The 24,218-nt window shown below is 55.7% G+C and carries 23 protein-coding genes and 1 pseudogene; 12 read left to right on the plus strand and 12 right to left on the minus strand.

The genetic code is table 11. The annotated features are described in order from the left end of the window. The first annotated feature begins 488 nt into the window (after positions 1–488). The gene (locus V7730_RS07430; protein ID WP_335746967.1) at positions 489–1,646 is read left to right on the plus strand and encodes a saccharopine dehydrogenase family protein; all 1,158 of its coding nucleotides are present in this window, start codon (positions 489–491) and stop codon (positions 1,644–1,646) included. Positions 1,647–1,757: 111 nt separating this feature from the next. On the opposite strand, the gene hemE is transcribed toward V7730_RS07430, so the two are convergent. After that, positions 1,758–2,792 (minus strand): uroporphyrinogen decarboxylase, encoded by a 1,035-nt coding sequence (gene hemE, locus V7730_RS07435; RefSeq protein WP_335746968.1) that lies wholly within the window; start codon positions 2,790–2,792, stop codon positions 1,758–1,760. 102 nt (positions 2,793–2,894) lie between these two features. On the opposite strand from hemE, the gene hemC reads away from it, so the two are divergent. Next, positions 2,895–3,839 (plus strand): hydroxymethylbilane synthase, encoded by a 945-nt coding sequence (gene hemC, locus V7730_RS07440; RefSeq protein ID WP_335746969.1) that lies wholly within the window; start codon positions 2,895–2,897, stop codon positions 3,837–3,839. Between the two features lie 164 nt (positions 3,840–4,003). Here the strand turns inward: hemC and V7730_RS07445 are convergent, their stop codons facing one another. After that, entirely contained in the window at positions 4,004–4,426 is a 423-nt protein-coding gene (locus tag V7730_RS07445; protein WP_335747035.1) for a c-type cytochrome, read from the minus strand. Positions 4,427–4,753: 327 nt separating this feature from the next. Here V7730_RS07445 and idi point away from each other — a divergent pair, with 327 nt between their 5' ends. Further along, on the plus strand, positions 4,754–5,281 hold the full coding sequence (gene idi / locus V7730_RS07450; protein ID WP_335746970.1) for an isopentenyl-diphosphate Delta-isomerase: 528 nt from the start codon (positions 4,754–4,756) through the stop codon (positions 5,279–5,281). An 82-nt stretch (positions 5,282–5,363) separates the two neighbouring features. Here idi and V7730_RS07455 read toward each other — a convergent pair whose 3' ends face one another. The 9 genes and pseudogenes from V7730_RS07455 to V7730_RS07495 all read right to left on the minus strand — a co-directional run bounded on the left by V7730_RS07455 (position 5,364) and on the right by V7730_RS07495 (position 14,257). Further along, positions 5,364–6,350, minus strand: coding sequence for a Hint domain-containing protein (locus V7730_RS07455; RefSeq protein WP_335746971.1), 987 nt, complete (start codon positions 6,348–6,350; stop codon positions 5,364–5,366). A gap of 190 nt (positions 6,351–6,540) precedes the next feature. Next, positions 6,541–7,269 (minus strand): hypothetical protein, encoded by a 729-nt coding sequence (locus V7730_RS07460; RefSeq protein ID WP_335746972.1) that lies wholly within the window; start codon positions 7,267–7,269, stop codon positions 6,541–6,543. Positions 7,270–7,511: 242 nt separating this feature from the next. Next, complete coding sequence (locus V7730_RS07465) at positions 7,512–8,165, minus strand: MarC family protein (protein WP_335746973.1); 654 nt, start codon at positions 8,163–8,165, stop codon at positions 7,512–7,514. A 238-nt stretch (positions 8,166–8,403) separates the two neighbouring features. After that, positions 8,404–9,090: pseudogene (locus tag V7730_RS07470) on the minus strand (D-lyxose/D-mannose family sugar isomerase). Positions 9,091–9,168: 78 nt separating this feature from the next. Beyond that, complete coding sequence (locus V7730_RS07475) at positions 9,169–10,089, minus strand: glucokinase (RefSeq protein WP_335746974.1); 921 nt, start codon at positions 10,087–10,089, stop codon at positions 9,169–9,171. Between the two features lie 3 nt (positions 10,090–10,092). Beyond that, complete coding sequence (locus tag V7730_RS07480; protein WP_335746975.1) at positions 10,093–11,187, minus strand: ABC transporter ATP-binding protein; 1,095 nt, start codon at positions 11,185–11,187, stop codon at positions 10,093–10,095. A gap of 5 nt (positions 11,188–11,192) precedes the next feature. Beyond that, entirely contained in the window at positions 11,193–12,086 is an 894-nt protein-coding gene (locus V7730_RS07485) for a carbohydrate ABC transporter permease (protein WP_335746976.1), read from the minus strand. After that, complete coding sequence (locus tag V7730_RS07490) at positions 12,079–12,951, minus strand: carbohydrate ABC transporter permease (RefSeq protein ID WP_335746977.1); 873 nt, start codon at positions 12,949–12,951, stop codon at positions 12,079–12,081. Before V7730_RS07490 ends, V7730_RS07485 begins: the two co-directional genes overlap by 8 nt. 61 nt (positions 12,952–13,012) lie before the next feature. Next, positions 13,013–14,257 carry an ABC transporter substrate-binding protein gene (locus tag V7730_RS07495; RefSeq protein ID WP_335746978.1) on the minus strand — a complete coding sequence of 415 codons (1,245 nt, stop codon included), beginning with the start codon at positions 14,255–14,257 and terminating at the stop codon, positions 13,013–13,015. Positions 14,258–14,479: 222 nt separating this feature from the next. On the opposite strand from V7730_RS07495, the gene V7730_RS07500 reads away from it, so the two are divergent. Next, on the plus strand, positions 14,480–15,217 hold the full coding sequence (locus V7730_RS07500; protein WP_335746979.1) for a response regulator transcription factor: 738 nt from the start codon (positions 14,480–14,482) through the stop codon (positions 15,215–15,217). 38 nt (positions 15,218–15,255) lie between these two features. Further along, positions 15,256–16,665, plus strand: coding sequence for a sensor histidine kinase (locus V7730_RS07505; RefSeq protein ID WP_335746980.1), 1,410 nt, complete (start codon positions 15,256–15,258; stop codon positions 16,663–16,665). Between the two features lie 72 nt (positions 16,666–16,737). Here the strand turns inward: V7730_RS07505 and V7730_RS07510 are convergent, their stop codons facing one another. Further along, positions 16,738–18,117: an aspartate aminotransferase family protein gene (locus V7730_RS07510; protein ID WP_335746981.1), complete on the minus strand. Its 1,380-nt coding sequence runs from the start codon at positions 18,115–18,117 to the stop codon at positions 16,738–16,740. A 175-nt stretch (positions 18,118–18,292) separates the two neighbouring features. Here V7730_RS07510 and doeA point away from each other — a divergent pair, with 175 nt between their 5' ends. The 7 genes from doeA (at position 18,293) to lptB (ending at position 24,027) form a co-directional block, all read left to right on the plus strand. Beyond that, positions 18,293–19,477 (plus strand): ectoine hydrolase DoeA, encoded by a 1,185-nt coding sequence (gene doeA / locus V7730_RS07515; RefSeq protein WP_335746982.1) that lies wholly within the window; start codon positions 18,293–18,295, stop codon positions 19,475–19,477. Then, positions 19,474–20,466 carry a N(2)-acetyl-L-2,4-diaminobutanoate deacetylase DoeB gene (doeB, locus tag V7730_RS07520; protein ID WP_335746983.1) on the plus strand — a complete coding sequence of 331 codons (993 nt, stop codon included), beginning with the start codon at positions 19,474–19,476 and terminating at the stop codon, positions 20,464–20,466. Before doeA ends, doeB begins: the two co-directional genes overlap by 4 nt. Before the next feature lie 239 nt (positions 20,467–20,705). After that, on the plus strand, positions 20,706–21,482 hold the full coding sequence (locus V7730_RS07525) for a PaaX family transcriptional regulator C-terminal domain-containing protein (RefSeq protein ID WP_335746984.1): 777 nt from the start codon (positions 20,706–20,708) through the stop codon (positions 21,480–21,482). 47 nt (positions 21,483–21,529) lie between these two features. Next, complete coding sequence (locus V7730_RS07530; protein WP_335746985.1) at positions 21,530–22,144, plus strand: ribonuclease D; 615 nt, start codon at positions 21,530–21,532, stop codon at positions 22,142–22,144. Then, positions 22,137–22,757, plus strand: coding sequence for an LPS export ABC transporter periplasmic protein LptC (gene lptC, locus V7730_RS07535; RefSeq protein ID WP_335746986.1), 621 nt, complete (start codon positions 22,137–22,139; stop codon positions 22,755–22,757). Before V7730_RS07530 ends, lptC begins: the two co-directional genes overlap by 8 nt. Positions 22,758–22,777: 20 nt before the next feature. Continuing rightward, entirely contained in the window at positions 22,778–23,269 is a 492-nt protein-coding gene (gene lptA, locus V7730_RS07540; protein WP_335746987.1) for a lipopolysaccharide transport periplasmic protein LptA, read from the plus strand. Beyond that, on the plus strand, positions 23,269–24,027 hold the full coding sequence (lptB, locus tag V7730_RS07545) for an LPS export ABC transporter ATP-binding protein (RefSeq protein ID WP_335746988.1): 759 nt from the start codon (positions 23,269–23,271) through the stop codon (positions 24,025–24,027). The genes lptA and lptB overlap by 1 nt, the downstream gene beginning before the upstream one ends. The last annotated feature ends 191 nt before the right edge of the window (positions 24,028–24,218 follow it).

The following is a 24,218-nucleotide window of genomic DNA, read 5'->3' on the forward strand; positions in this document are numbered from 1 at the left end:
GTTCGGGTTGGATACATCTTAGCACGCTGTCCAATTTTGCCGGACCACTTCACCTCATAGATAGGAAGACTACTTAAAGGGAGGGGAAGAATAAGCTGGTGTTCGTTAGCTTATACTCCGCAGAACAATATTGCAGGGGTCCACAATCGGGTTCGTAAATTCTATTTTCATTCCCTCAACGCATTGATGAAAATCAACTATACCAATACAAGCGGATCTATCCTGGGCACCAATATTCCCCAAAAATAAATGATAGATTGCAGTTAGAAAAATCTAACGCTGTCGCTCCACCCTCCAAAATACAGTACTCGATGATCAAGGAACGCCAGCATCAATGGCTCCAGGATTTGGCTTGATCTGTCAGCACGCCCAGCCCGCCGCCACTTACCAACCCGACGTAGCGTTTTGAAACACAACGATGGATTTTCGTGCCTGCTCCCCTCCATAGTTTGCGCAATCAACTGCAACCAATCGGGAGGAACGGCGCCATGGCCGAATTCGACATCATCATTTACGGCGCAACAGGTTTTACAGGCCGGCTTGTCGCGGAATACATGCACGCGAACTATCCAGACCGCCGGTGGGCCATGGCGGGTCGCAGCGCGTCCAAGCTCACCGCCGTGCGCGACAAAATGGGCCTGCCTGCGGACACACCTTTGATTGAGGCCGACGCCTCTGACCCCGCGTCTCTCGACGCAATGGTTGCCCGCGCCCGCCTTATCATCACCACCGTCGGACCCTACTTGTTGTATGGTGAACCACTGGTTGCGGCCTGCGCGAAATCCGGAACCGATTACGTTGATTTGTCGGGCGAGCCGCCGTTCATGTGGGACATGATCGAGAAATACAACGACACCGCCAAAGCAAGTGGTGCGCGGATTGTGCATTCATGTGGCTTTGACAGCATCCCTTTCGATATGGGCGTCTATTTCTTGCAGCAAGAGGCGCAGAAACGCTTTGGCGCGCCGCTGAAAGACGTCAAGGGCCGTGTGCGCAGCATGAAGGGCACATTCTCGGGAGGTACGGCGGCTTCCGGCAAGGAAACCATGAAGCTGGCGATGGGCGATCCGGATACGATGAAACGGCTCGTTTCCTCTTTTGCACTGACACCGGGGTTCGAGGGGCCGAAGCAGCCCTATGGCAACAAGGCCTATGAGGATGCGGATTTTGGCATGTGGGTCGCGCCTTTCGTGATGGCCTCCATCAACACCAAGAACGTACACCGCTCTAACATGCTGATGGGTCACCCTTACGGCACCGATTTCACCTATGAGGAAATGATGTTTACCGGAAGAGGCGAAAAAGGCGAAGCCATCGCCAATAGCATCGCCAAGTCCAATCCGATGGGCGACGACGACATCAAACTGGGTGAAGGCCCCTCGAAAGAGGAGCGCGATAACGGCAGCTATGATCTGATGTTCACTGGCACCTCAGCGGACGGAGAGCGCCTGACGGTGGGCGTGAAAGGCGATCGCGACCCCGGATATGGCTCAACATCGAAAATGCTGACCGAAGCCGCGATCTGCCTGATCGAAGAAGCCGCCAACGCACCCGGCGGTGTCCTTACTGCGGCCCCCGTCTTTGGCGCCGCCATCATAGATCGCCTAACCGCAAACGCCGGCCTGACATTCGAAGTCGAAGGGTAAAAAAAACAGCCCCGCAACGCAGAATCCACCGTTGCGGGGCTGTTAGAGAGTGTCGCACTCGAAACTTAGGGGATTATTTCCCAATCTACTCCGAGCCGATAGACATATCATCTAGCCGTTGCGCACCGTATCAATCATCAGCTGAACATTCTCAGGATCTGCTTCCGGCGTGATCCCGTGTCCAAGGTTGAAGATATGCGGACCTTTTGAGAAGGCCTGGACGATACGGCGCGTCTCTGAAACCAGAGCATCGCCACCGGTGACCATATGGGAAGATTTAAGGTTCCCTTGCACGCAGCCATCTGGCTGCACATGTTCGGCAGCCCATTCGGCAGTCACACCATCATCGATAGCGATGCAATCAGCGCCTATGGCAGCATGGGCACCGACATACCTCTCACCTGCGCCGCGCGGAAAGGCTATAACGGGCACTCCAGGGTGCATCTCTTTGAGCGCCGCCGTGATCCGCGCCATTGGTTTGATCGAATAATTCATGAAATCATCGCCCTGAAGCGAGACGGCCCAGCTATCGAAGATCTTTACGACTTCGGCGCCAGCTTCGATCTGTTTGGACATATAATGGATCGTGGCTTCGGTGATGCGGTCCATCAAACCGTCAAACACAGCTCGGTTCTCGGCTTTGAGCTTATGCGCCGGGCCTTGATCAGGTGTGCCCTGACCGGCAATCATATAAGTAGCGACGGTCCACGGAGCGCCAGCAAAGCCGATAAGCGTCGTTTCAGAAGGCAGGTCATTTGAGAGGATTTTCACCGTCTCATAGACCGGCGCGAGGTGATCATGGATGGCATCAGCCGGCACCAGCTTGTCCAGCTCTGCTTGGGTTGTGATGGTAGACAGGCGCGGCCCCTCACCAGTAACGAACCACAGATCAGCGCCAAGCGCTTGAGGAACAAGCAGAATATCAGCGAACAAAATTGCTGCGTCAAAGCCGTAGCGGCGGATTGGCTGCAAGGTAACCTCTGCCGCGAGATCGGGGTTGTAACATAGCTTCAGGAAATCACCGGCCTGCGCGCGGGTCGCACGGTATTCGGGTAGATACCGGCCGGCCTGACGCATCATCCAGATCGGCGGCGTGGGAAGAGTCTCTCCGGCAAGCGCGCGAAGTATTTTTTTCTGGGGGGCCATATGCTGCCTCTACGATTGAATTTTTGTTGCGGCCATCATGCGTTAAAGCGCGCAGGGGATACAAGAGTTGTCAGGTTTTGCTTACACCGATAGAGAGGGTTCATGACATTAAAATTGCCCACCCCCGCACAACCGCTGATGATCGGCACACGTGGATCGCCCCTTGCCTTGGCGCAAGCGCATGAAACGCGGGAGCGTTTGGCGAAAGCGTTTGATCTGCCGTTTGAGGCGTTCACAATTGTTGTGATCAAAACCACCGGTGACAAGATCATCGACCGTCCGCTCAAGGAGATCGGCGGAAAGGGGCTTTTTACCCGTGAAATTGAGGCAGACATGCTTTCGGGCAAGATCGACATCGCAGTGCATTCGATGAAGGACATGCCCACGCTCCAGCCCGAAGGGTTGATCCTTGACACCTACCTGCCGCGTGAGGACGTGCGCGATGCGTTCATTTCTACGACCGCGAAAAGGCTGGCAGATCTACCAGCAGGAACGGTCGTTGGCACCTCCAGCCTGCGGCGCCGCGCGCAATTAATGCTCAAACGGCCCGATCTTGAAGTGGTTGAGTTCAGGGGCAACCTGCAAACCCGCCTGATGAAGCTTAATCAGGGCGTTGCAGCGGCTACCTTCCTCGCGATGGCCGGCCTTAATCGCCTACGCATGGACGAGGTACCGGCGACTGCTATTGAAACGGACGTGATGCTGCCTGCTGTCGCACAAGGTGCCATCGGGATTGAGCGGCGCGTCGAAGACAGCAACGTCGCCGAAATGCTCGCTGCCATCCACGACACGCCAACTGGCCAGCGTCTGGCAGCTGAACGCGCGTTCCTGCTAGAGCTTGACGGCTCTTGCGAGACACCGATCGCAGGTTTGGCAGAACTGGACGGCGGCACCTTGCATCTGCGTGGAGAAGTCTTGCGACCTGATGGCTCAGAAGCGATTTCCGACGCCATGAACTGCCCCATCGAGGATGGTGCGCTGGCTGGTAAACAGATGGCGCAAAAGCTCCTGTCGCAAGCCGGCCCAAACTTTTTCGATTGGCGATAATCAACACCACCGGAGCTGGCGTTAGTAACCGGTCGGCATATGTGCCGCCTGATGCGGTGGTCCTTTTTGCTGTACCGGTAGTACCGGCACGGGAATCTCATGGAAGAAATAAAAATGGCGGCCCCGCTAAGGGCCGCCATTTTCAAAATTAGCGGGCCAAAAGGTTAGCCTTCTGGCTTCACCTCGGGGCCAACAGACACAAGATAGGTCCAGACGTCAGCCGCGTCGTCCGCTTTTTTCAGCTTGAACGACATCTTGGATTTCGCGCGCGCATCGTCATTGTACTCGGCAAGGAACCCCTTCGGGTCGGCAACATAGCTGATGAAAGCTTCTTCATCCCACGCCAATCCTGCTTCGCCAGCCTGTACGATAGAGTCGCCGTATTTGAAGTCTGCGGAACCGGCAACGCGGTTATAGATGCCGTAAAGGTTTGGACCTGTGCGGCCGCCTTTGGCGATGTCATTGCCGTCGGCATCCTGAATCATGTGGCACGCTTTGCACTTGTTGAATACCTTTTCGCCGGCCTCTGCATCACCTGATGCATGGCCGTCTGCAAAAACGGGCGCGCTGAACAGCGCCATACCCATTGCTGTTACTGCGAGTAATTTCACGGTAGTCCTCCTAGACGTTCAAGTTAGAACCTAGGCCGTACGCCTGTGACGTAAAGGTCTGGTGCCGAAAACTTCGCATAGTTTCAAAGTAAGGCCAAGGTATCGCACGGTCCCTGCGTCAAACTGAGCCAACCCGCCTACTGCAACGCGCAGATCGGCAAAATTTGCCTCGTCAGTGGTTCGAGCAGCTAACGCAACGATGTGCGGCCCTTGGCTCCTCCCAGATTTATCGCTAAGAATCCTGCACACCTGACGGAGCATGTCGCTGAGCCGTGAGATCGATCCATGCGTGACGGAGAGACGATGACCACTATCATGATTCCAGCATGGATTAACGGAACGCTACAGCCTGTCGAAAAGCTGGACGCGCATCTGCGCGGGCTGCGTCACAAGGCTGTCTCGGTCTTTGTGATGGCCAACGACGCGCTGTTGATCCAGCGTCGTGCATTGGGGAAATACCATACGCCGGGCCTTTGGGCGAACACCTGCTGCACCCATCCTGATTGGGAAGAACAGGACGCCGCATGCGCCGTGCGCCGTCTGGCCGAGGAATTGGGCATCACCGGTATCCATGTGCAGCACCGCGGCCAAGTCGAATACCGCGCTGATGTGGGCAACAGTTTGGTCGAACATGAACTGGTTGAGGTTTTCGTGGTGCAGACCACTACCAATCTGCCGGTCCACCCGAACCCGAGTGAGGTGATGGATACCCGCTGGATCACGCTGGAAGATCTGCGCATGGAGATCGCTGCCACGCCTGAAATTTTCACTCCATGGCTGCGAATCTACATGGAGCAACACAGCACGCTTATCTTCGGCGCGGAAACCTAGAGATACCAGCAGATAGAAGTGGGTGCGAAACCGCAGATATCCATTTACAGCGTCATGTCATGCTTATCGTATCAGGCCTATTCTACGCGGCGAGGCAACGTGCTTGACGGGCGCGGAGAAGCGGCCGGACAGCCATTTTCGCTGATAACTGCTGCAACTCAAATTCGGTCAGTCGTGATCTCAGGTCCTGACGTGCCTGCAACGAAACCGCGAGCATGGACTGATCACCCAAGAAAAGACTCTCTGACAGTAAGCCGCTGGTCTCGACGATATGGTGGCCGTCCAGAAGCAGATGAAAATAGGAAATCCCTTGGCTTGCGGTTTCCTGATATATTGTGACCCCATTCATCAACGCCTTTACGGGCAAAAGGACTTCTGGTTCGCCGAAATGAAGCTCGGCTCGCGCCCCAGAGATCAAGACCCTGTGGTTTGGTGATAAAACCACATCCTTTGCCGGCCGACCCGGCCCGAAGGCACCGCGTTTGACGCGCACAGGCCTTGTGTCAGCACAGCTTTGCAATTCCGAAGGGTCAACATCCGTACGGCCAAGCCATCTCAACGGCACGAAACCCGCGTCGATTGTGCGGATCAGATCGCCGACGCGCAAGGTTTCGATTGCCCGAACACCGTCGCTTGTTTCGATCTCGGTACCCTTGGCGAAGCAGATAACGATTGGCGGCGGATCGGCGGTGAAGTCCTTTTCGCCCCCGTCTTTGGCATAGACGGTTGCTGAATAAGTCTGACCGTCGGCGCCGATATAATCAAAGGTGAACTCATCCGGGTTATCCGGATCGACATACCGGTTGAAGGACCCTTGCAGGTTGATGATATCTGAAGGGTCGTAGTGGTGGATATCGATGCGAAGACCGTCCTCGCTAAAGGTCGATAGATCGATAGTTAGCTTGTCTGAATGGCTATCGTTGCGGAAAAATATCTTAATCTTACTCACGCCATCGGCAGGATCAGCCGCGATCGTAACCTCGCCACCGTTTGGGATGTCGATGAATATGTTGTCGTTCTCTACGACAACAGCGGTGGTCCCGCTTTCGGTAATTCCGACTTTTGCCATTTGCCTGCCATCATTTGCCTGCATCTCCGGCAGACTTTAACGGAAGCTTAACGTGCAGGCAGGCACAGGGCAAGACAACACGTCACCCGCCTGTCATGATGGGCGCTCAGTGGCGCGATCAAACCACAGGTAGAGTTTGTCACTCTTTTTCGGCAATGGCCGCAGGGCTAACCATGCAACCTCAAAAACGTCAAATCTTGGCCGCGCTAAATTGTGCCTGCCTGGCACTCAATGGGTGCTCAATGATCATGTCATCGCCCGTCACAGCTTCCATCAACGATGAAGCATCGAGCAGGCCAGCCACCAAGGCCTTCGTCAGGGGCCGCTGTTCTAAGGAAATCCTACTGAGGGCCAAGGGTTCAGCGCCCTGCTGCTGTGAAACGTAACGCCCAGCAAGCCACATATTAACATCGGTCGAACACGCCTTAGGCGCAGCGGGTGCCTTACGCTGCTCAAGCAGCCAAGCTGTCTGGTCCCCCTGATCCGCCGCCGAGTATTGGCGTAGGGCCTTCTTAGTCCCTTTGCCGAGGGGCGCTCCATTTGCGGGAAAGCGGATTCCAAAGCGCACGACCGATTTGCTGAACTCAATGAATAGCACTGACCGATCGGCCCAATCTATTTGCTCTCCGCCAAGGTCTATTTCCAACCAAAAGCGTTGGGGGGTTTTGCGCACCCGTGTGGCAGGAGTGATCATCGGGAGTGCGCGGTACTCTGCTGCACCATCCAACGCCAAGCGCTGAATCAGCGCACCTCCGACCCGATCCAGAGCTGAAGCCGCCCTTCTAATTGCGAGGTGGTCGGTAGACCGTAGAGCATCGCTGCCGCAATCTTCATCCGGCCAGAGATCGTAGATCATGCCTAGATCGGTATCGCATCCGACATCCCGAAATCTTGCGATAATCTGCTCTCCAGTCTGCATCGGTTCTCACGCTCATGATGATTTCAATAATATGAACAGGAGGGTGCACCGTGAATTTGACGTGAATTGGAACCAATAAAGACCTTTTGAAGAAGCCACCCTTCTACCGTGATGCTCAATTCGTGCAGCAAAGAATGGGTGTATGCGTTCAGCCCGTTGCTTGTCACAGCAACCCATTGTCCGAGAGTACGGAGCAGGTTCCAAGTTTTTGTCCAACCGCCTTCCGGCGAGTGTGCTTCCAACTACTGAAGCAGACTTTCCACAGGCAGCGGCGCAACATCAAGCACGCCTAGAGCGTCCAACCCCCCGATCACTGAATCGACCGCAATCGTGGCGAGGACAATTCCCATCACCCTGCTTATGACGCTGGCTCCGGTATTACCGATGACCCGATGGACATAGCTCGCAACCAAGAGCAGGCCCAAAGTCAGCAAAAGGACGATCAACAATAGACCTGCCGTGATAGCCTGATCTACGATGGATTCAGTGTGATTGTCAGTCAGGATAACAATGGCCAACATCGCACCGGGCGATGCGATGGACGGCATGGCAAGCGGGAACACAGCGCCTGCCAGATGGTCTCGCTCTGCCTCCTCAATCTCGCGCGAAGGCTTGGAGTCGCCGAAAATCATTGTCATAGCAAAAATAAACAGGATGACCCCACCCGCGATTTGGAATGATCCCAACCGCAGACCCAATGTTTCCAACAAGAACTGCCCACCAACAAGGAAGGCAAGCAGCACAACCGCTGATATGGCGACGGCATTGAACGCAAATCGACGGTGCAGCCGCTCAGGCACCGTTTGCACCGCAAACAGAAACACAGGGATCGTGCCGACCGGGTCGATCACAACCACGAGGATGATTAGCTCCTTCAAGAGGGCAGCCAGATCCATAATGCGCAGACTTTCTCGTTGATAGTTTAGCGGCAGCCACACCGGTTATTCCCGACGGCCCTCTGAAGAACGAATACTTAGTGAGTGGCTACCTTATAGAGTAGTCACATTTCGTTCAAAACCATCAATCACTGCTTAAACTTAGGTGTGGGCATCCAAATTGCCAATTTTTTTGATCCGACGCTCTAGGTGTCTTCGACCAGCCAAGATTACCTCGATACCACCCCAAAGGCATGCCTCAGGCCAGCCACCGTGCGTAGTCGCTGACCAAAAGATGAGTCGGCGCAACATCCTCTTCGATGTTTGCAAAACGACCGATAGGTTCGCGGAAGATGTTATCGGTCTCGTCATCATTCACCGTCGAGACTTCGCCAATCAGCACATCACCGCCTTCCCCCCAAAACGCGTGCCAGTCGCCGGGCATCAAGGTTACACTTTCACCGGGGAGGAGGCGCAGCTTTTCACTGGGGGAAAAATCGCGCTGGATACCGTCACAGAAAACTGTCCCGCCTTGGTCAGCGGCAAAGTTGCCGTGATTGTCCGAGCCATAAAGCTCAACCACCAAGGTCGCACCACCGCGGTTGATAATATCCTCGGCCTTGATCACATGGGTGTGCATCGGGCTAAGCTTCTCCTACCGCGAGATGAGAAGCTTTTCGGCATAACACATGCCCCCGCCGCGTTGCAGTTCCGCCAGACGGCCATTGCGTAGGGTGAACAGAAAAAGACCCATTGCGTCATAATCGTCGGCCCCGTAATCCGTGATGTCCCAACCGCAACGCGCGTTGATCACGTTGCGCGCCACATCCTTCCGCGAAGCGAACTCATCCGGCGTCCAATACGCGAACGGGGGTAGGACGAATCCGTGTTTGCGGATCAGATCATCAGCCTCGGCCATGATTGCGTTGATGGTTGAACGTTTAATGCGGCGATCTCCTGCGTACTGAGGGCTTTGATGGCTCGAGAAGCGATCCATGCAACAGGATCATGACCACAGTCGCGCCTAAGAAATTTTGAACTTCGCGCAACCAGACAAGGCTGCCAGATCATCCTGAATTATCCAGATTGGGGCATCATTTACAGTTTGAATGCTGAATGGCTGGCGAAGGACATCGATGCATACAGACGGCGCCATGGTCATAATCGCCCGCGCAACACTGCCTGCAAAATAGATGCCCGCTGACGGCATATAGGCCAGCGTCAAATCCCTAAGCAGATGACCCAACAGGTCCGCGTACTGATCGACCGCGGCTGTAAGCGCGGCCTCGGCCGGCGTTCCGTACGCAGAGACGATGGCTGCGCCCTCCAACGCCCGATCATGCGTTAGGCTGCTACAAAACGACACAAACCCGCGACCGGAAAAGAGAGCCTCAACCGTGCAAAACTGATCAGGCGCAAATCCGAGAGCCTGCAGCATGCCGGAAATACTGGTCGGCATGGACAGGTGTCCCGCTTCGACCGCAGGGCAAATCACAGTGCCTGCGTGCTCAAGAACCGGACTGACATTGAAACCGGTACCGATCCCGACGACCAGTGATTGCGAAGACCCGCCGGTCTTCGGTTTGCCCGCGCTCAGAACCCGCAGCTGATCTGACGAAAGATGCGGCACCGCGTGGCCCAGCGCCGAAAGGTCATTCAACAGATTGGCCGAAGCGACCCCGAAAGTATCGATTAGCCGTTCAGTCTCCACCTCCCAAGCGCGATTCGTCAGAGCTGCGCGAGTACCCTGAACGGGTCCCGCTACCGCGATGACCATTGCGTTCGGCCCGACAATCCAGTCGCGCGACAGATAGTCAGCAATGATCTCATAGAGACTACCCCACTCCGAGTTTGGGTAGGTGTGTATTGTGTTCGTTTGAATCACGCCTGACAGGCTAAGTGCCAAGCGTGAATTCGTTCCACCAATATCTGCTACCAGCCGCATATCTTAGTTCAACCTGAGGCCCGTTTCCGGAGAGAAATAGGACACTTTCCCAAGGTCAAAGGTTAGCTTTTGCGCAACGCCGGCCGTCGCGGTGGTTTCCGATGACAGGCGCGCGGTGACATGCTTACCACCAAGCTGCATCACCGCATACGTGTCTGCGCCCGCAGGCTCTACGATTTCGATAAGGCAATCGGCGGCCTGCATCTCGCCGTTTTGAGGACTTGCGTCAGCGATGTGTTCTGGACGCACACCGATGATGACGTCCTGTGGCAGATCACGGTTATTGGCGTCGGTCAGAATGATCGGCTCACCGTTCTGGCGGGTGATCTCGATGTGGACCTCTCCGCCCTTCGCACGCGTCTTGGCGGGGATCAGGTTCATCGCCGGACTTCCCATGAAATCGGCAACAAACAAGTTGGCAGGGCGGTTATAGATTTCTGCCGGAGTACCCATTTGCTGGATCACGCCGCCTTTCATAACCACGATCTTGGTCGCCAGTGTCATCGCTTCGATCTGGTCATGGGTAACATAAACCATCGACGCACCAAGCCGCTGGTGCAGTGCCTTAAGCTCGGTGCGCATTTCAACACGCAGCTTGGCGTCAAGGTTGGACAGCGGTTCGTCAAAAAGGAAAAGCTTGGGATCACGCACCAAAGCGCGCCCCATCGCCACACGTTGACGTTGACCACCCGATAGCTGACCCGGCTTACGCTTGAGCAGCGGCTCGATCTGCAATTGCTGCGCGACATAGGCCAGTTTCTCATCCTGCGTCGCCTGATCGACGCCGCGCACTTTCATGCCGAAGGTGATGTTCTTTGCCACCGTCATCGTCGGGTAAAGCGCGTAAGACTGGAAAACCATCGCAATGTCGCGGTCTTTCGGGCTGACGTTTGTCATGTTGCGCCCGTCGATGTGCAGATCACCACCTGTGATCGGCTCAAGCCCAGCGATACAGTTCAACAGCGTGGATTTGCCACATCCTGACGGCCCTACGAGCACAAGAAAATCACCCTGTTCAATCGAGATATTCACGTCTTTGAGGATCTCCGTAGAGCCGTAGCTTTTGTAGAGATTGTTTATTTCAAGGATCGGAGACATTTGAGTTATCCTTTCACGGAGCCGGCGGTCAGACCCCGGACGAAGTATTTACCAGCAACGACATAGACAAACAGTGTCGGAAGCGCTGCGATGATCGCTGCGGCCATATCGACGTTGTATTCCTTAACGCCTGTGGTCGAGTTGACGATGTTATTCAGGGCCACTGTGACAGGCTGTGTGCCCGCCTGGCTGAAGGACACACCAAACAGGAAGTCATTCCAGATTTGTGTGAACTGCCAGATGACCGTGACAACAATAATCGGAATAGAAAGCGGCAGGAAAATGGACCAGAAGATGCGGAAGAAACCGGCACCATCCACCTTGGCGGCTTTAGTCAATTCAGACGGAATCGTGACATAGTAGTTGCGGAAGAACAGCGTCGTGAAACCTAGCCCGTAGATCACGTGCACAAAGATCAGACCGGGGATCGTGCCCGCAATGCCCATCATGCCAAGGACCCGCGCCATCGGCAGCAAGACAACCTGAAACGGGATGAAGCAACCGAACAGCATCAGGGAGAAAATGATATTCGACCCCCGAAAGTTCCACTGTGAGATCACGTAGCCGTTCATCGCCCCCAGCAGGGTCGAGATCAGAACCCCGGGAATAGCGATCAGAACGGAGTTCCAGAAATAGGGTCGCATCCCCTCGCACTGGATACCGGTACAGGCACCGGACCATGCCGTGCGCCACGCATCAAAAGTAACTTCACGCGGCAGTGAAATCAGGTCACCTGTGCGGATTTCGTCAAGGCTCTTGAGTGAGGTCATGACCATCACGAAAAGCGGCATCAGGTAGAAGATCGCAAACACACCCAGCATAAGGTACAGCCCACAGCGGAGTGCACGCTTGCCAGCCTGACTTTGACCATTGCCTGTTGGTACTGAAAAATCAGCCATCGTTAGACCTCAATTCTGAATAGAGGTAGGGAACAACAATTGTGAAAACCACCATCATCATCACCATTGCAGAGCTTGCCGCCTGACCAATATCACCGCGCGAGAACGCCATCGCGTACATGTAGGTTGCAGGCAAATCAGTCGCATAACCCGGCCCACCGCCTGTCAGTGCAATCACCAGATCAAAGCTCTTGATCGCAAGGTGCGACAGCACGATGAACGCGGACAAGAATATCGGGGCCATCGAAGGGATGATAATCGCCGTATAGACGCGCCATGTGGGGATGCCGTCGACTTGGGCCGCTTTGATGATCTCTCCATCAACGGACCGCAAACCGGCGAGGAACAACGCCATCACAAAACCACTGCTTTGCCAGATCGCCGCGATAACAATCGCGTAGATCGCCATGTCGGGATTGATCAGCCAATCAAAGGTGAAGTTTTCGAAACCCCAGCCGCGGACCGTTGCTTCCAATCCCAGACCCGGGTTCAGAATCCACTTCCATGCGGTACCAGTGACGATCATCGAAAGCGCCATGGGATAAAGGTAAATCGTGCGCAGCGCGCCTTCGGTTCTGATGTTCTGGTCCAGCAGAATGGCAAGAACCAGCCCAAGGATCATCGCGATTACGATAAACAGGGTGCCGAATATAAAGAGGTTTCCGAACGCTGTGTCCCAGCGCGGCGATGCAAACAGGCGTTCATACTGGATGAAGCCTTCGATTTCGTATTTTGGCAGCAGGCGCGAACGCGTCAAAGAAACCCATGCTGTCCACGCGATGAAGCCATAGACGAAGATCAGAATTGCGATGAACGAAGGCGCCAGAACCATTTTGGGCATATTATCTTCAAGCCACTTGGTCATGGTATTAGTCCCTAATAGGAGGTTCTGCCCCCGTCACACAGACGGGAGCAGAGGTTAGCATTTACATGCTGTTGGCGACTGCTGTTGCCAACTGCTGAACTGCATCCTCGGAGGACATGTCAGAGTTAAAGTGTGCCGTCACAACATCTGTGATCGCACCGGCCTGCGCACCGCGCAGCGCCATGCCATGTGCATAGCTTGGCAGCAGTGATCCACTGGCAGAGCTTGCCGCCATGTCTTCTGACGACAGGGTCGCGCAGCTATCAAACTTATCAAGCGCAACGTCCGTACGGGCCGGAATAGAGCCTTTGTTCAGGTTGAAAACCTCTTGGAAGTTCTTACCAACAACAAGCTTCGCCAAAAGGTGCTGACCCTGCTTTTTGTCGTCACCATCCACGGCGAACATCGCAAAGCTGTCTACGTTGTAAAGAAAGCCTTCACCCGGTGTGGACATGCACAAAAAGTCTTCGCCTGGCACTTTACCCGCTGCCATAAACTCGCCCTTGGCCCAGTCACCCATGATCTGAAAGGCTGCTTCGCCGTTCATGACCATCGCTGTTGCAAGGTTCCAGTCACGACCGGAGAAGTTGGGATCAACATAGCCGCGCATCAAACGCATCTGGTCGAACACCTTAACCATCCCATCGGAAGTCAGCGTCTCTTTGTCGAGATCAACAAAAGCTTTGCGGAACCCGTCTGGGCCAAGAATGCCCAGCGCCACAGCTTCGAACACTGTTGCGTCCTGCCAAGACTGACCACCATGCGCGAGCGGGATGATCCCTGCCGCAGACAGCTTCTCGGCGGCTGCGTTGAACTCGTCCCAAGTTGTCGGCATTTCGATGCCATTGGCGTTCAGAACTTCGGCGTTTGCCCAGATCCAATCAACGCGGTGTACGTTTACAGGGGCAGCGCACCACGTGCCTTCGCACTTCATGTGGTTGGCAATCGATTCCGGCAGCACGTCCGCCCAACCGTTCGCTTCTGCTACAGCAGAGATGTCTGCCAATACGCCTTCGTCATACCACTCCTGAATGGCCGGACCTTTGAGCTGAACCGCTGTCGGCGCGTTGCCAGACAGAACACGTGCGCGCAGGGCTGTCATTGCGGCATCACCGCCGCCACCGGCTACGGGCATGTCTGTCCATGTACCGCCATTTTCTGCGAATTCTTTTTGCAGAACAGCTACAGACTTGGCTTCACCGCCGGATGTCCAATAGTGCAGAACTTCTACCTGTGGCTCTGCTTGAACTGCGCCGGCAACCAACAATGCGATGCCAGACACCGCGCCAGTTATATAAGATTTCATTTCGAATTCCTCCCAGAAAATGCCACTTTAGCGGCTTCGATCCGCAGAGATTGTAGAAGCTTTCACGACTAGGCAATCCGTCTTGGGCGGCTAGACCCGCGCCATAACGAATTAAATGACGTGACCGTTACAGGTTGTTACAAAGGCATCGAATTTGTTGCCTGTTGTTACGTAAGAAGCGTGAAGCGCGCCGCATCGGGAGATTTACAGGGAGGTATCTAGGTGGCGATTCCCAGAATACTTATTGTTGATGACGACAAAGACGTCCGCCAGATGATGACCCGGTTCTTCCAGCAAAATGGGGCCATCGCGCTGCCTGCAGCAACCGAAAGCGCGGTACGCGCGCATCTGGAGAACGGACGCGTCGATCTGATCTTGCTAGACGTCATGCTGGGGGACGAAAACGGTTTGGAAATTTGCAGCCGTCTGCGCAAAGAGCAGGACATACCGATCATCATGGTGTCCGCCCTATCCGCCGACCATCAGCGCATGGAAGGATACCTTGTTGGTGCAGACGACTATGTTGCCAAACCCTTCAACCCCGATCTGCTTTTAGCCAGAGTGAAGGCTGTTCTAGCCCGCGCACGCCGCTCGTCGTCGCTGATCCACCGCCGGAACACAAAGGTGTTCCACTTTGCAGGCTGGACCTATGACGCAAAACGCGAAGAGGTGATCTCCCCCGATCAAGTGCAAGTGGTCCTGTCGCGGCGTGAGACCGCCCTGCTTCAGGTCTTGGTCGCGAACCCGCATATTCCGCTGACCCGTGAAGAAATCGCTTCCGCTTTGGATGTGACGGGTGAAACCCCTCAAACCAGCGAGGCCGTCGGTAGGTCCATTGACGTCCTGATAGGACGACTGCGTGGAAAGATCGAAACAAACCCCAAAGATCCAAAACTTCTCAAGACCGAACGCGGCGTCGGTTATGTCCTCGCCACGGATGTCGAGGCATTAGAATCTTGACCAATCCTTTGCGGAGTTTGCGAGGTCTAACCAGTGTTTTGACTATCAGCGCCTTCATCGCTGGCGGCATTGTCGTCTGGCTATGGGTGCAGTCAAATTTTGACTGGCGCGAATACCAGAGCAGAGCCTACGTAACAGGAATTGGTGTTCATGGTGCGTTGAAGGACAATGCTATCCCGCCCAGAGGGGTCCGGTTCGAAGTTCTATCAGAGCAGGATCAGACTTTGGCCACAACCGGGGATTTTCAGCAGATCACTGGCGCGCCCCATGCCGCACAAGAGACCAACATTCCAATTTCCGCCGATACTGCAAATCCTCAAACAGACGCGCCTCTTACTCTGGTGATCTTGTCACCCGATCTGGTGTATCGCGTTGCCGATCTGTCTGTTGAGGAGGGCCAAACTGCCGCGATCAAGACTGGAAATGTCTTTCGCCTCCTCGCCTCCTATTGCAGTGATCCTCTCGTCCTCGCGCGCTTTGGCGAGGCGCCGTGGATGCGGATAGATGGCGCAAGCGTTTGGGGATGTGATGCGGCACCTTACGACAGACGGCTGCTAGCCGCGCTTTTAGCCGCTATCGTGATTGCAATATTGATGACTATCTCACTAAACCTGTCATCGGACTTCACCCTGTTCGCCACACAGTTGCGCAACCGGCGGCGGGTTGGCGGGCCTGCAAGCTATGACATTAAAGGTCCGCAAGAACTGCAAGACATCGTCGCTTCCGTTAACGCCTATCTAGAAACCGAGCGCGCGCAGCTTGAGGGGCGTGCCGCTGTACTGTCAGGCGTCAGCCACGATCTGGGCACACCGGCAACACGCCTCCGGCTGCGGGCAGCACTGATCAAAGACCAAGTTTTGCGCGGGAAACTGGAGGCTGACATCGACAGCATGACCGACATGATCGAAAGCGTTCTTACGTACACGCGCGCAGAAATGAACGTCGAAAATCCCCGCAAAATTTCTCTCACAGCGCTTTTAGGTGCGGTTGTTTCAAACTACGAAGACATGGGACATGCCGTATCCCTCCAGCCCGCAAAAGATGTGATCGTGAAAGGGGGGAGTTCCGTCTTTATGTCCCGTCAGGGCCAGACCGTGATGGTGGGCGAACGCGAGGTAACCATCATGGGACGCCCGATCTCGCTTGAGCGCGCTCTAACCAACCTGATCGACAACGCGCTCAAATACGGGCGCCGCGCGACGGTATCGCTGGAAACAGATGCCGAAACAGCAACCATTGTAGTCGAAGACGAAGGGGCCGATAATCTTGCTGTGGATATTGAAGCTCTGATGGCGCCCTTTCAACGTGGCGACAACACCAAGACAATCAAAGGCTATGGGTTAGGCTTGACAATCGTCGCCACCATCGCAAGCCTGCACGGAGGCTCGCTCATTTTCGAAGATACAACCAAGGGCGTAGCGGCCCGTCTACAAATCCGGCGTGGCTGACAGATCGTCACCGCCCCCGGATCGGAGGCGGTGATGGATAGACGCATAGCCCGATGAAAACATTATTCAGTGTTAACCTAGCACTTCTTCCACAGCAGCTTTTGCCACGCCAACCACTTCATCGGCTTGTTCCCGTGTCAGAGGGAAAGGCGGCGCGAACCCGATAATGTCGCCCTGCGGCATGGAACGGGCGATCACACCGCGGTCGAACATCGCAGCGACAATGCGAGGGCCGACCTTTTCTGCCCCATCAAAGAAAACACGGTCATCGCGGTCGCGCACCAATTCGACAGCGCAAAGCATGCCTTCGCCCCGCACGTCGCCGACGTGCACGTGATCGCCCAGCGCTTCTTTCATTGCTGCATTCAGATAGCCTCCAACAGCACCAGCGTTGCGCACCAGATCAAGACTATCGAGCAGCTTTAGGTTGGCCACGCCCGCAGCCGCCCCGATGGGATGTGCAGAGTAAGTCCATCCGTGGCCAATCGGGCCGAATTCGTCTGTCCCCCGTTCAAGAACCTCCCACATCCGGTCCGACACAATCGAGCCAGACAGCGGCGCATAAGCCGATGTCAGGCCTTTGGCGATGGTGATCAAGTCGGGTTTCATTCCGTAGTGCTCTGACCCCATCATAGTGCCCAAACGACCGAAGCCGGTCACGACTTCATCAGCGATCAACAGGATGTCATACTTGTCGAGCACCGCCTGGATCGCGGCCCAATATCCCTCGGGTGGAGGGACGATCCCGCCAGTGCCCAGAACAGGTTCTCCGATGAATGCGGCGATGGTATCCGGTCCCTCGCTCTGGATCAGCGCCTCCAGTTTAGCGGCGCAATCGGCGCTGAACGCGGCCTCAGTCATGTCACGGTCTTCGCGGCGGAAATAGTATGGCGCTTCGGTATGAACAACATGGCTGAGAGGTAGATCAAACTTTTTGTGAAACAGCTCCAACCCTGTGAGCGACCCTGTGACAAGACCCGAACCGTGATAACCACGCCAGCGCGATATGATCTTTTTCTTCTGCGGACGGCCAAGCACGTTGTTGTAGTACCACACTAGCTTAACGTTAGTCTCGTTCGCGTCCGATCCGCTCATCCCGTAGTAAACGTGGTTCAGCCCTTCCGGCGCGCGCTCTGCGATCATCCGCGACAGTGTAATCGAGGCCTCGGTCCCGTGACCTACGTAGGAATGATAATACGCCAGTTCATGCGCCTGCGCGGCGATGGCCTCGGCGATCTCGGTCTGGCCGTAGCCAACGTTCACGCAATAAAGGCCTGCAAAAGCGTCCAGATGGCTGCGCCCTTCACGGTCGGTGATGTGCACACCTTTGGCCGTCTGCATGATCCGATTTCCCATTTCGCAGCGGGCAAATTGCCCGAGATGGGTAGAGGGGTGAAAGAAATGATCGTGGTCCCATTGGCTTAGCACATCATTGGTCAGCGGCGTAGTCATCGCATTCTCCTCTTAGAGTCCTGCATCAGTGGTATGGGGTCTATGACCAAACTGCTACCCCGCTACACGACTTTTTATGTCGGAAAACGTCATGAGATGCCGCTCCCGTTGCTTGCCAAATGCGACAAAGCAAACCAGCCTTTCTACATCGCACAGCCCAGGTCGGAGACCGCCCATGCACGCCCCAGCGCCAAACTTCGTCACCGCCGAATACCACAACCGCATCGCCAAAACCCGCGGAGCGATGGCTGCCGCTGGGCTTGATGCGATCTTTGTGACCGACCCGTCGAACATGTCGTGGCTTACGGGCTATGATGGCTGGTCCTTTTACGTACATCAGGGTGTCCTGCTAACGCAGGAGGGTGATCCCGTCTGGTGGGGCCGCGCAATGGATGCCATCGGTGCGGGCCTGACCGTATTCATGGAGGATGCCGACAGCATTCTCGGATATGATGACACCTTTGTGCAAAATCCCGAAAAACACCCGATGCGAGAACTGGCAAAGCTGATGGCCGCGCACGGGTTGGAATGCGCCCGCATCGGGGTTGAGCTGGACAACTATTACTACACCGCCGCTGCCCATATGAGCCTAACAGCCGCCCTGCATCGCGCAACGCTCACGGATGCCACCGGCCTTGTGAACTGGCAGCGCGCCATCAAGTCAAAGCAAGAGATCGAATACATGCGCCGCGCAGCAAGGATCGTAGAGGCGATGCACGCGCGCATTCTTGACGTGGCCGAGGTGGGCATGCGCAAGAACGATTTGGTGGCAGAAATCTATGCCACGGGCATTCGCGGCGCTGATGGTCACTGGGGTGATTACCCCGCGATTGTGCCGATGGCGCCCTCTGGCATGGATGCCACCGCGCCGCACCTCACTTGGGACGACAAGCCGATGAAGACCGGCGAGGCGACTTTCTTTGAAATCGCGGGTGCGCATAACCGTTATCAATGCCCGCAATCGCGCACGCTGTTCTTGGGCAAAGCCCCGCAAAAATATCTGGATGCCGAGACCGCTGTACTGGACGCAATGGAGGCTGGATTGGAGCAGGCCAAGCCCGGCAATCAGGCCCAAGACATCGCCAACGCCTTTAACAAAACCCTCAATGATGCAGGCTTCGAAAAGGAAGGGCGCTGTGGCTATGCCATAGGGATCAGCTATCCGCCCGATTGGGGCGAGCGGACAATTTCCTTCCGTCGTGGTGATACGACCATTTTGAAACCGGGCATGACCTTCCACTTTATGCCCGCGCTTTGGCTTGATGACGGAGGGCTCGAAATAACCGAGCCGATCCTGATCACCGAGACAGGCCATGAATGCCTTTGCGCGACGCCCCGCAAGCTTTCGGTGAAGGCATGAGCAGCAGCCCCGTCAGCCCGACAATCCCGCTGGACGTTGACGGCGTTCATCACGGTTTTCTTAAGCTGCCGCACAGCCGCGACGACAGTGCTTGGGGGTCAGTGATGGTCCCGATCACCGTCATCGCAAACGGCGCTGGGCCGACTGCCCTACTGACGGGTGCGAACCATGGCGACGAATATGAGGGGCCGATTGCGCTGCAAGAGCTCGCGCTGACGCTCAAACCTGAAGACATCACTGGGCGCGTCATCATCCTACCCGAGATGAACCTGCCCGCTTTTGCTGCAGGCCTACGCTGCTCTCCCATTGATGGCGCGAATATGAACCGCAGTTTCCCCGGCCGCCCCGACGGTACGGTAACGCAAAAGCTGTGCCATTTCATCGCCACCCGTTTGGTGCCGCAAGCAGATATTGTGCTCGACTTCCACTCGGGAGGGCGCACGTTGGATTTTCTGCCTTTCGCCGCCGCACATATCTTAGAGGACAAGACGCAAGAAACGGCCTGTATGGCCGCCATGCAGGCATTTAATGCGCCCTACTCCGTCAGGATGCTGGAAATTGACAACGTAGGCATGTTCGACACCGAAGTGGAAAGTCAGGGCAAGGTCTTTGTCACGACCGAACTGGGCGGCGCGGGCAGCTCCACCCCCCGCACGGTTGCCATCGCCCGCAAGGGTATCCGCAATCTGCTGATCCACACAGGGATTATGACGGGCGAAATGTCGTTGGCCGCTACCCGTCAGCTCGACATGCCGGATGAGAGTTGTTTTCTATTTTCCGATCAGGCGGGGCTGATCGAATATCTGATTGAGTTGGGGGATCCGGTGGCGACAGGTCAACCTGTTGCGCGCATTTGGCCTGCCGACAGGACCGGCGTGGCGCCCGCTGAATGCTGCGCCTTGCGGGCCGGTATCCTCACCGCGCGGCATGTGCCCGGCCTTGTGAAAATGGGTGATTTTATCAGCCTGATCGCGGCAAAAGTTACCTAAGCACTCATTCACATTCGGTTGCACATCGCACACCCGTTCGTGAGATGGGAGCATGAGCACAAATACCTCCTTCCTTGATGAAACGAGCCTTCCCACTGCAAACGATCATCATACGATCTCGTCCTGTTCTGGTGATGCACTCCCGCACTTGCCAAGCTATCCGGTCTAGTGACTGGCAGACTGGCGTCGGGACCTCATACCGCTATAGTAAGCCTAATGAGACCTAACGGATCACCCTGATGCCCGCAGACGCCTTTGATCAAACCAAAGCAGCTCTTTTGACGCTGGGCGGACAGCGTGTCTGGTCGTTAATGGTCACATTGTTTGGCGATCTCGCGCAAGCGGAGGGCAGCTCAATCGACGGGCCTGTTCTGTCGGCTGTGATGACAGAGATGGATGTGCGCCCAGAAGCTGTGCGTGTGGCCCTTCACCGACTGCGCAATGACGGCTGGATCGTTTCACAAAAGCAGGGCCGGACACGGCGTCACGCGCTGACGCCGACCAGTCGGCAGGAAACCTTGCATGCCAGCGCGCGCATCTATGCCAGCCCAACCGCGCAGGAACTCGGCTGGCAGTTACTCATGCTCGAAGACACCGCCACGGCACACCGCGAGGAAATGGCAGAGCAAGGATTCGTACCTCTGCTACCGCGCGTTTATCTGGGTAGCAGCCTTTCGAAACCGCCAAAGAACGCACTGGTTCTTACCGGTGGAAATGCGCCCGGTTGGCTGCGCGAGCAAATCGGCGCCCAGATGCTGGAAGCCGAATACAGCGCTATGCTGCCTGTGCTGCAGCTTGCCAAAAGCTCTCTGAACAGCGGCGTTCTGGACGCACTGCAGACTACAGTTTTGCGGTGTCTCATTGTCCATAATTGGCGGCGGATCGTGCTGCGTCACCCGACATTACCCCGCACCCTTTTGCCGAATGACTGGCCTGGCCATAGCTGCCACATACTGGTCGACACACTCTTGAATCGCTTCCTGCAGCCGTTACCCGACGAGATCCTGCCAAGCTAAAAGCGGCGCGCTTTCCCCTTCTTCTTACTCCCTGTATAGATCGAGCCATGACAAACAAAGTTTACCAAAATGATCTTCCGGACGGGCTCGAGCTTGGACCGGTCGTAGCTATCGATTGTGAAACCATGGGCCTGCATCCGCACCGCGATAGGCTGTGTGTTGTCCAGCTGTCCGGTGGCGATGGTCATGCGCATCTGATCCAGATCGCTCGTGGTCAAACAGAAGCTCCCAATCTGTGTCGGCTGCTTGCTGATCCGGACGTGCTCAAGCTGTTCCACTTTGGTCGCTTCGATATTGCTGCGATGCTTAATGCCTTTGGCACGGTCGCAGCGCCTGTGTATTGCACCAAAATCGCGAGCCGATTGGTCCGCACCTATACGGACCGCCACGGGCTGGCCAAACTGCTACAAGAGCTTCTGAGCGTCGATATCTCTAAGCAACAGCAATCCAGCGACTGGGGTGCGCCCACTTTGACGAAGGCACAGATCGATTACGCCGCTTCCGATGTGCTCTATCTGCATAGGCTGCGCGACGTCCTGAACGGGATGCTGGAACGCGAGGGGCGTATGGAAATGGCACAGGCATGCTATGATTTCCTGCCAATGCGTGCGCAACTTGATCTGGCTGGCTGGCCGGACACGGATATTTTCGCGCATGCCTGATGTCTCAGCGCCAAGAATTAGACGCGACCGCTATTCGCGCATGGTGGCGTTGCTGAAGGTAGCGTTCCCGCTGGCTGCGCTTGCCTTGCTATCTACCTTGTTCTTGTTGTCCCGCGCGCTGGATACGGAAACGCCCATCCCCTTCGCCGACGTAGAAATTCAGGAGCGTCTGCGTGATCAGCAGATCACCGGACCCTTCTTTTCAGGCACCACCACCGACGGTGACCAAATGTCATTCTATGCCGAAAAATTGGTTACGCTTCCAGGCAGTGTCGGCGGCAACCGCGCAGAAGACGTGCTGGCCAAGATAGAAACCGACAAAGGTACCACATTTCAGTTACAGGGCGATGTGGCCGAACTGGATATCGGAGAAAACACCGCCGTGCTTACAGGTGACGTCTCCATGGTGAGCTCTTCAGGTTACCGGATAAACACTGCGCGCCTCACCGCACTGATATCCGAGCTTGATGTCACAGCCGATGGCGAGGTTCTGGCGTCAGGTCCGTTGGGTCAACTGACGGCGGGGAAAATGCGGGTGTTCAAGCCAAATCAGACCGATTCAACGCAAATGCTTTTCAGTGACGGGGTGAAGCTGGTATATACCCCCAACTGAGCAAGAAAGTGTTTCTATTTATGGGCCTTCGTTTACTGTTGATCGCGCTGTTTTCAGCTCTTTTTTCCATTCAGGCAGCAGCGCAGGGCGCCAGCGTCGCCTTTGGCACTATCGCACAAGACACCAGCCTGCCGGTTGAAGTGAGCTCGGACGAGCTGTCTGTTGACCAAGAAACGGGCACAGCGATCTTCACCGGAAACGTGGTGATTGGTCAGGGCGATATGCGCCTGACTGCACAGAGGGTGCTGGTTATTTATCGCGCCACACAGGATGGTATCGCCAAAATGGAAGCGACCGGCGGCGTTACGCTGGTTTCGGGCCCCGATGCCGCCGAAGCACAGCGCGCGGATTACAGCATTGACGAAGGCACCATCGTGATGCGCGGCAATGTGTTGCTTGCCCAAGGCGCCAGCGCGCTAAGCGCGGATACGATGACCATCCGACTCAAGGATGGCACGGCCAAGATGTCTGGCAATGTTCGGACACGGCTCCAAACAGGTGGCAACAATTGATGATCACACCTGACCTTTCGGTACAAGAGGGCAGCGCGGGCCTGCGGATTTCGCAGCTGCGCAAGTCCTATCGCAAGAAAATCGTCATCCGCGATTTTTCTATGGAACTCATGCGCGGTGAGGTCGTAGCCCTTTTGGGCCCAAACGGGTCCGGCAAAACCACCACATTCTATTCCATCGCTGGCCTTGTGACGGCTGAAGGCGGGTCAGTCACCATCGACGGTAAAGACGTGACCACCTTGCCGATGTATCGCCGCGCCCAGCTTGGCATTGGATACCTGCCACAGGAAATGAGCATTTTTCGCGGCCTATCGGTGCAGGACAACATCCTTGCTGTTCTCGACATCGTGGAGCGGAACCGACGCAAGAAAATGCGGCGTCTGGATGAATTGCTTAGCGAATTCTCCATCGAACACCTGCGTCGCGCCCCTGCGTTGGCCCTTTCGGGCGGTGAACGTCGCCGTGTAGAAATTGCCCGTTGCCTGGCAGCGAATCCAAAGTATCTGCTGCTGGATGAGCCTTTTGCAGGTGTTGATCCGATTTCGGTCGGGGATATCCGACATCTTGTTGCGGACCTGAAAAAACGCGGTATCGGCGTGCTGATTACCGACCATAACGTGCGAGAAACTCTGGAAATTGTGGACCGCGCCTACATCTTGCACGAAGGCCGCGTGCTGATGTCCGGAACCCCGGACGAAGTGGTAAAAGACGGCGATGTCCGCCGCGTGTACCTTGGCGACAATTTTAAGATTTCTTAAAGCACGTTAACGCCACTTCCCACCTGTTTTCATCTTAAATGATTGACTCGTAAGGGTCTCTGCCCGTCTAATCAAACTATGGCGAACTGGCTTTGCATGTATCGAAAGGCTGCGCCACCTTCGGGTGGGACGGGCTTCAACGTTCTAATGCCCGCCGCCATTCCCCGCATCTGATCACGCGAAGTAACACC

It is taken from the genome of Sulfitobacter sp., from assembly GCF_036961165.1.
GTDB lineage: Bacteria > Pseudomonadota > Alphaproteobacteria > Rhodobacterales > Rhodobacteraceae > Sulfitobacter.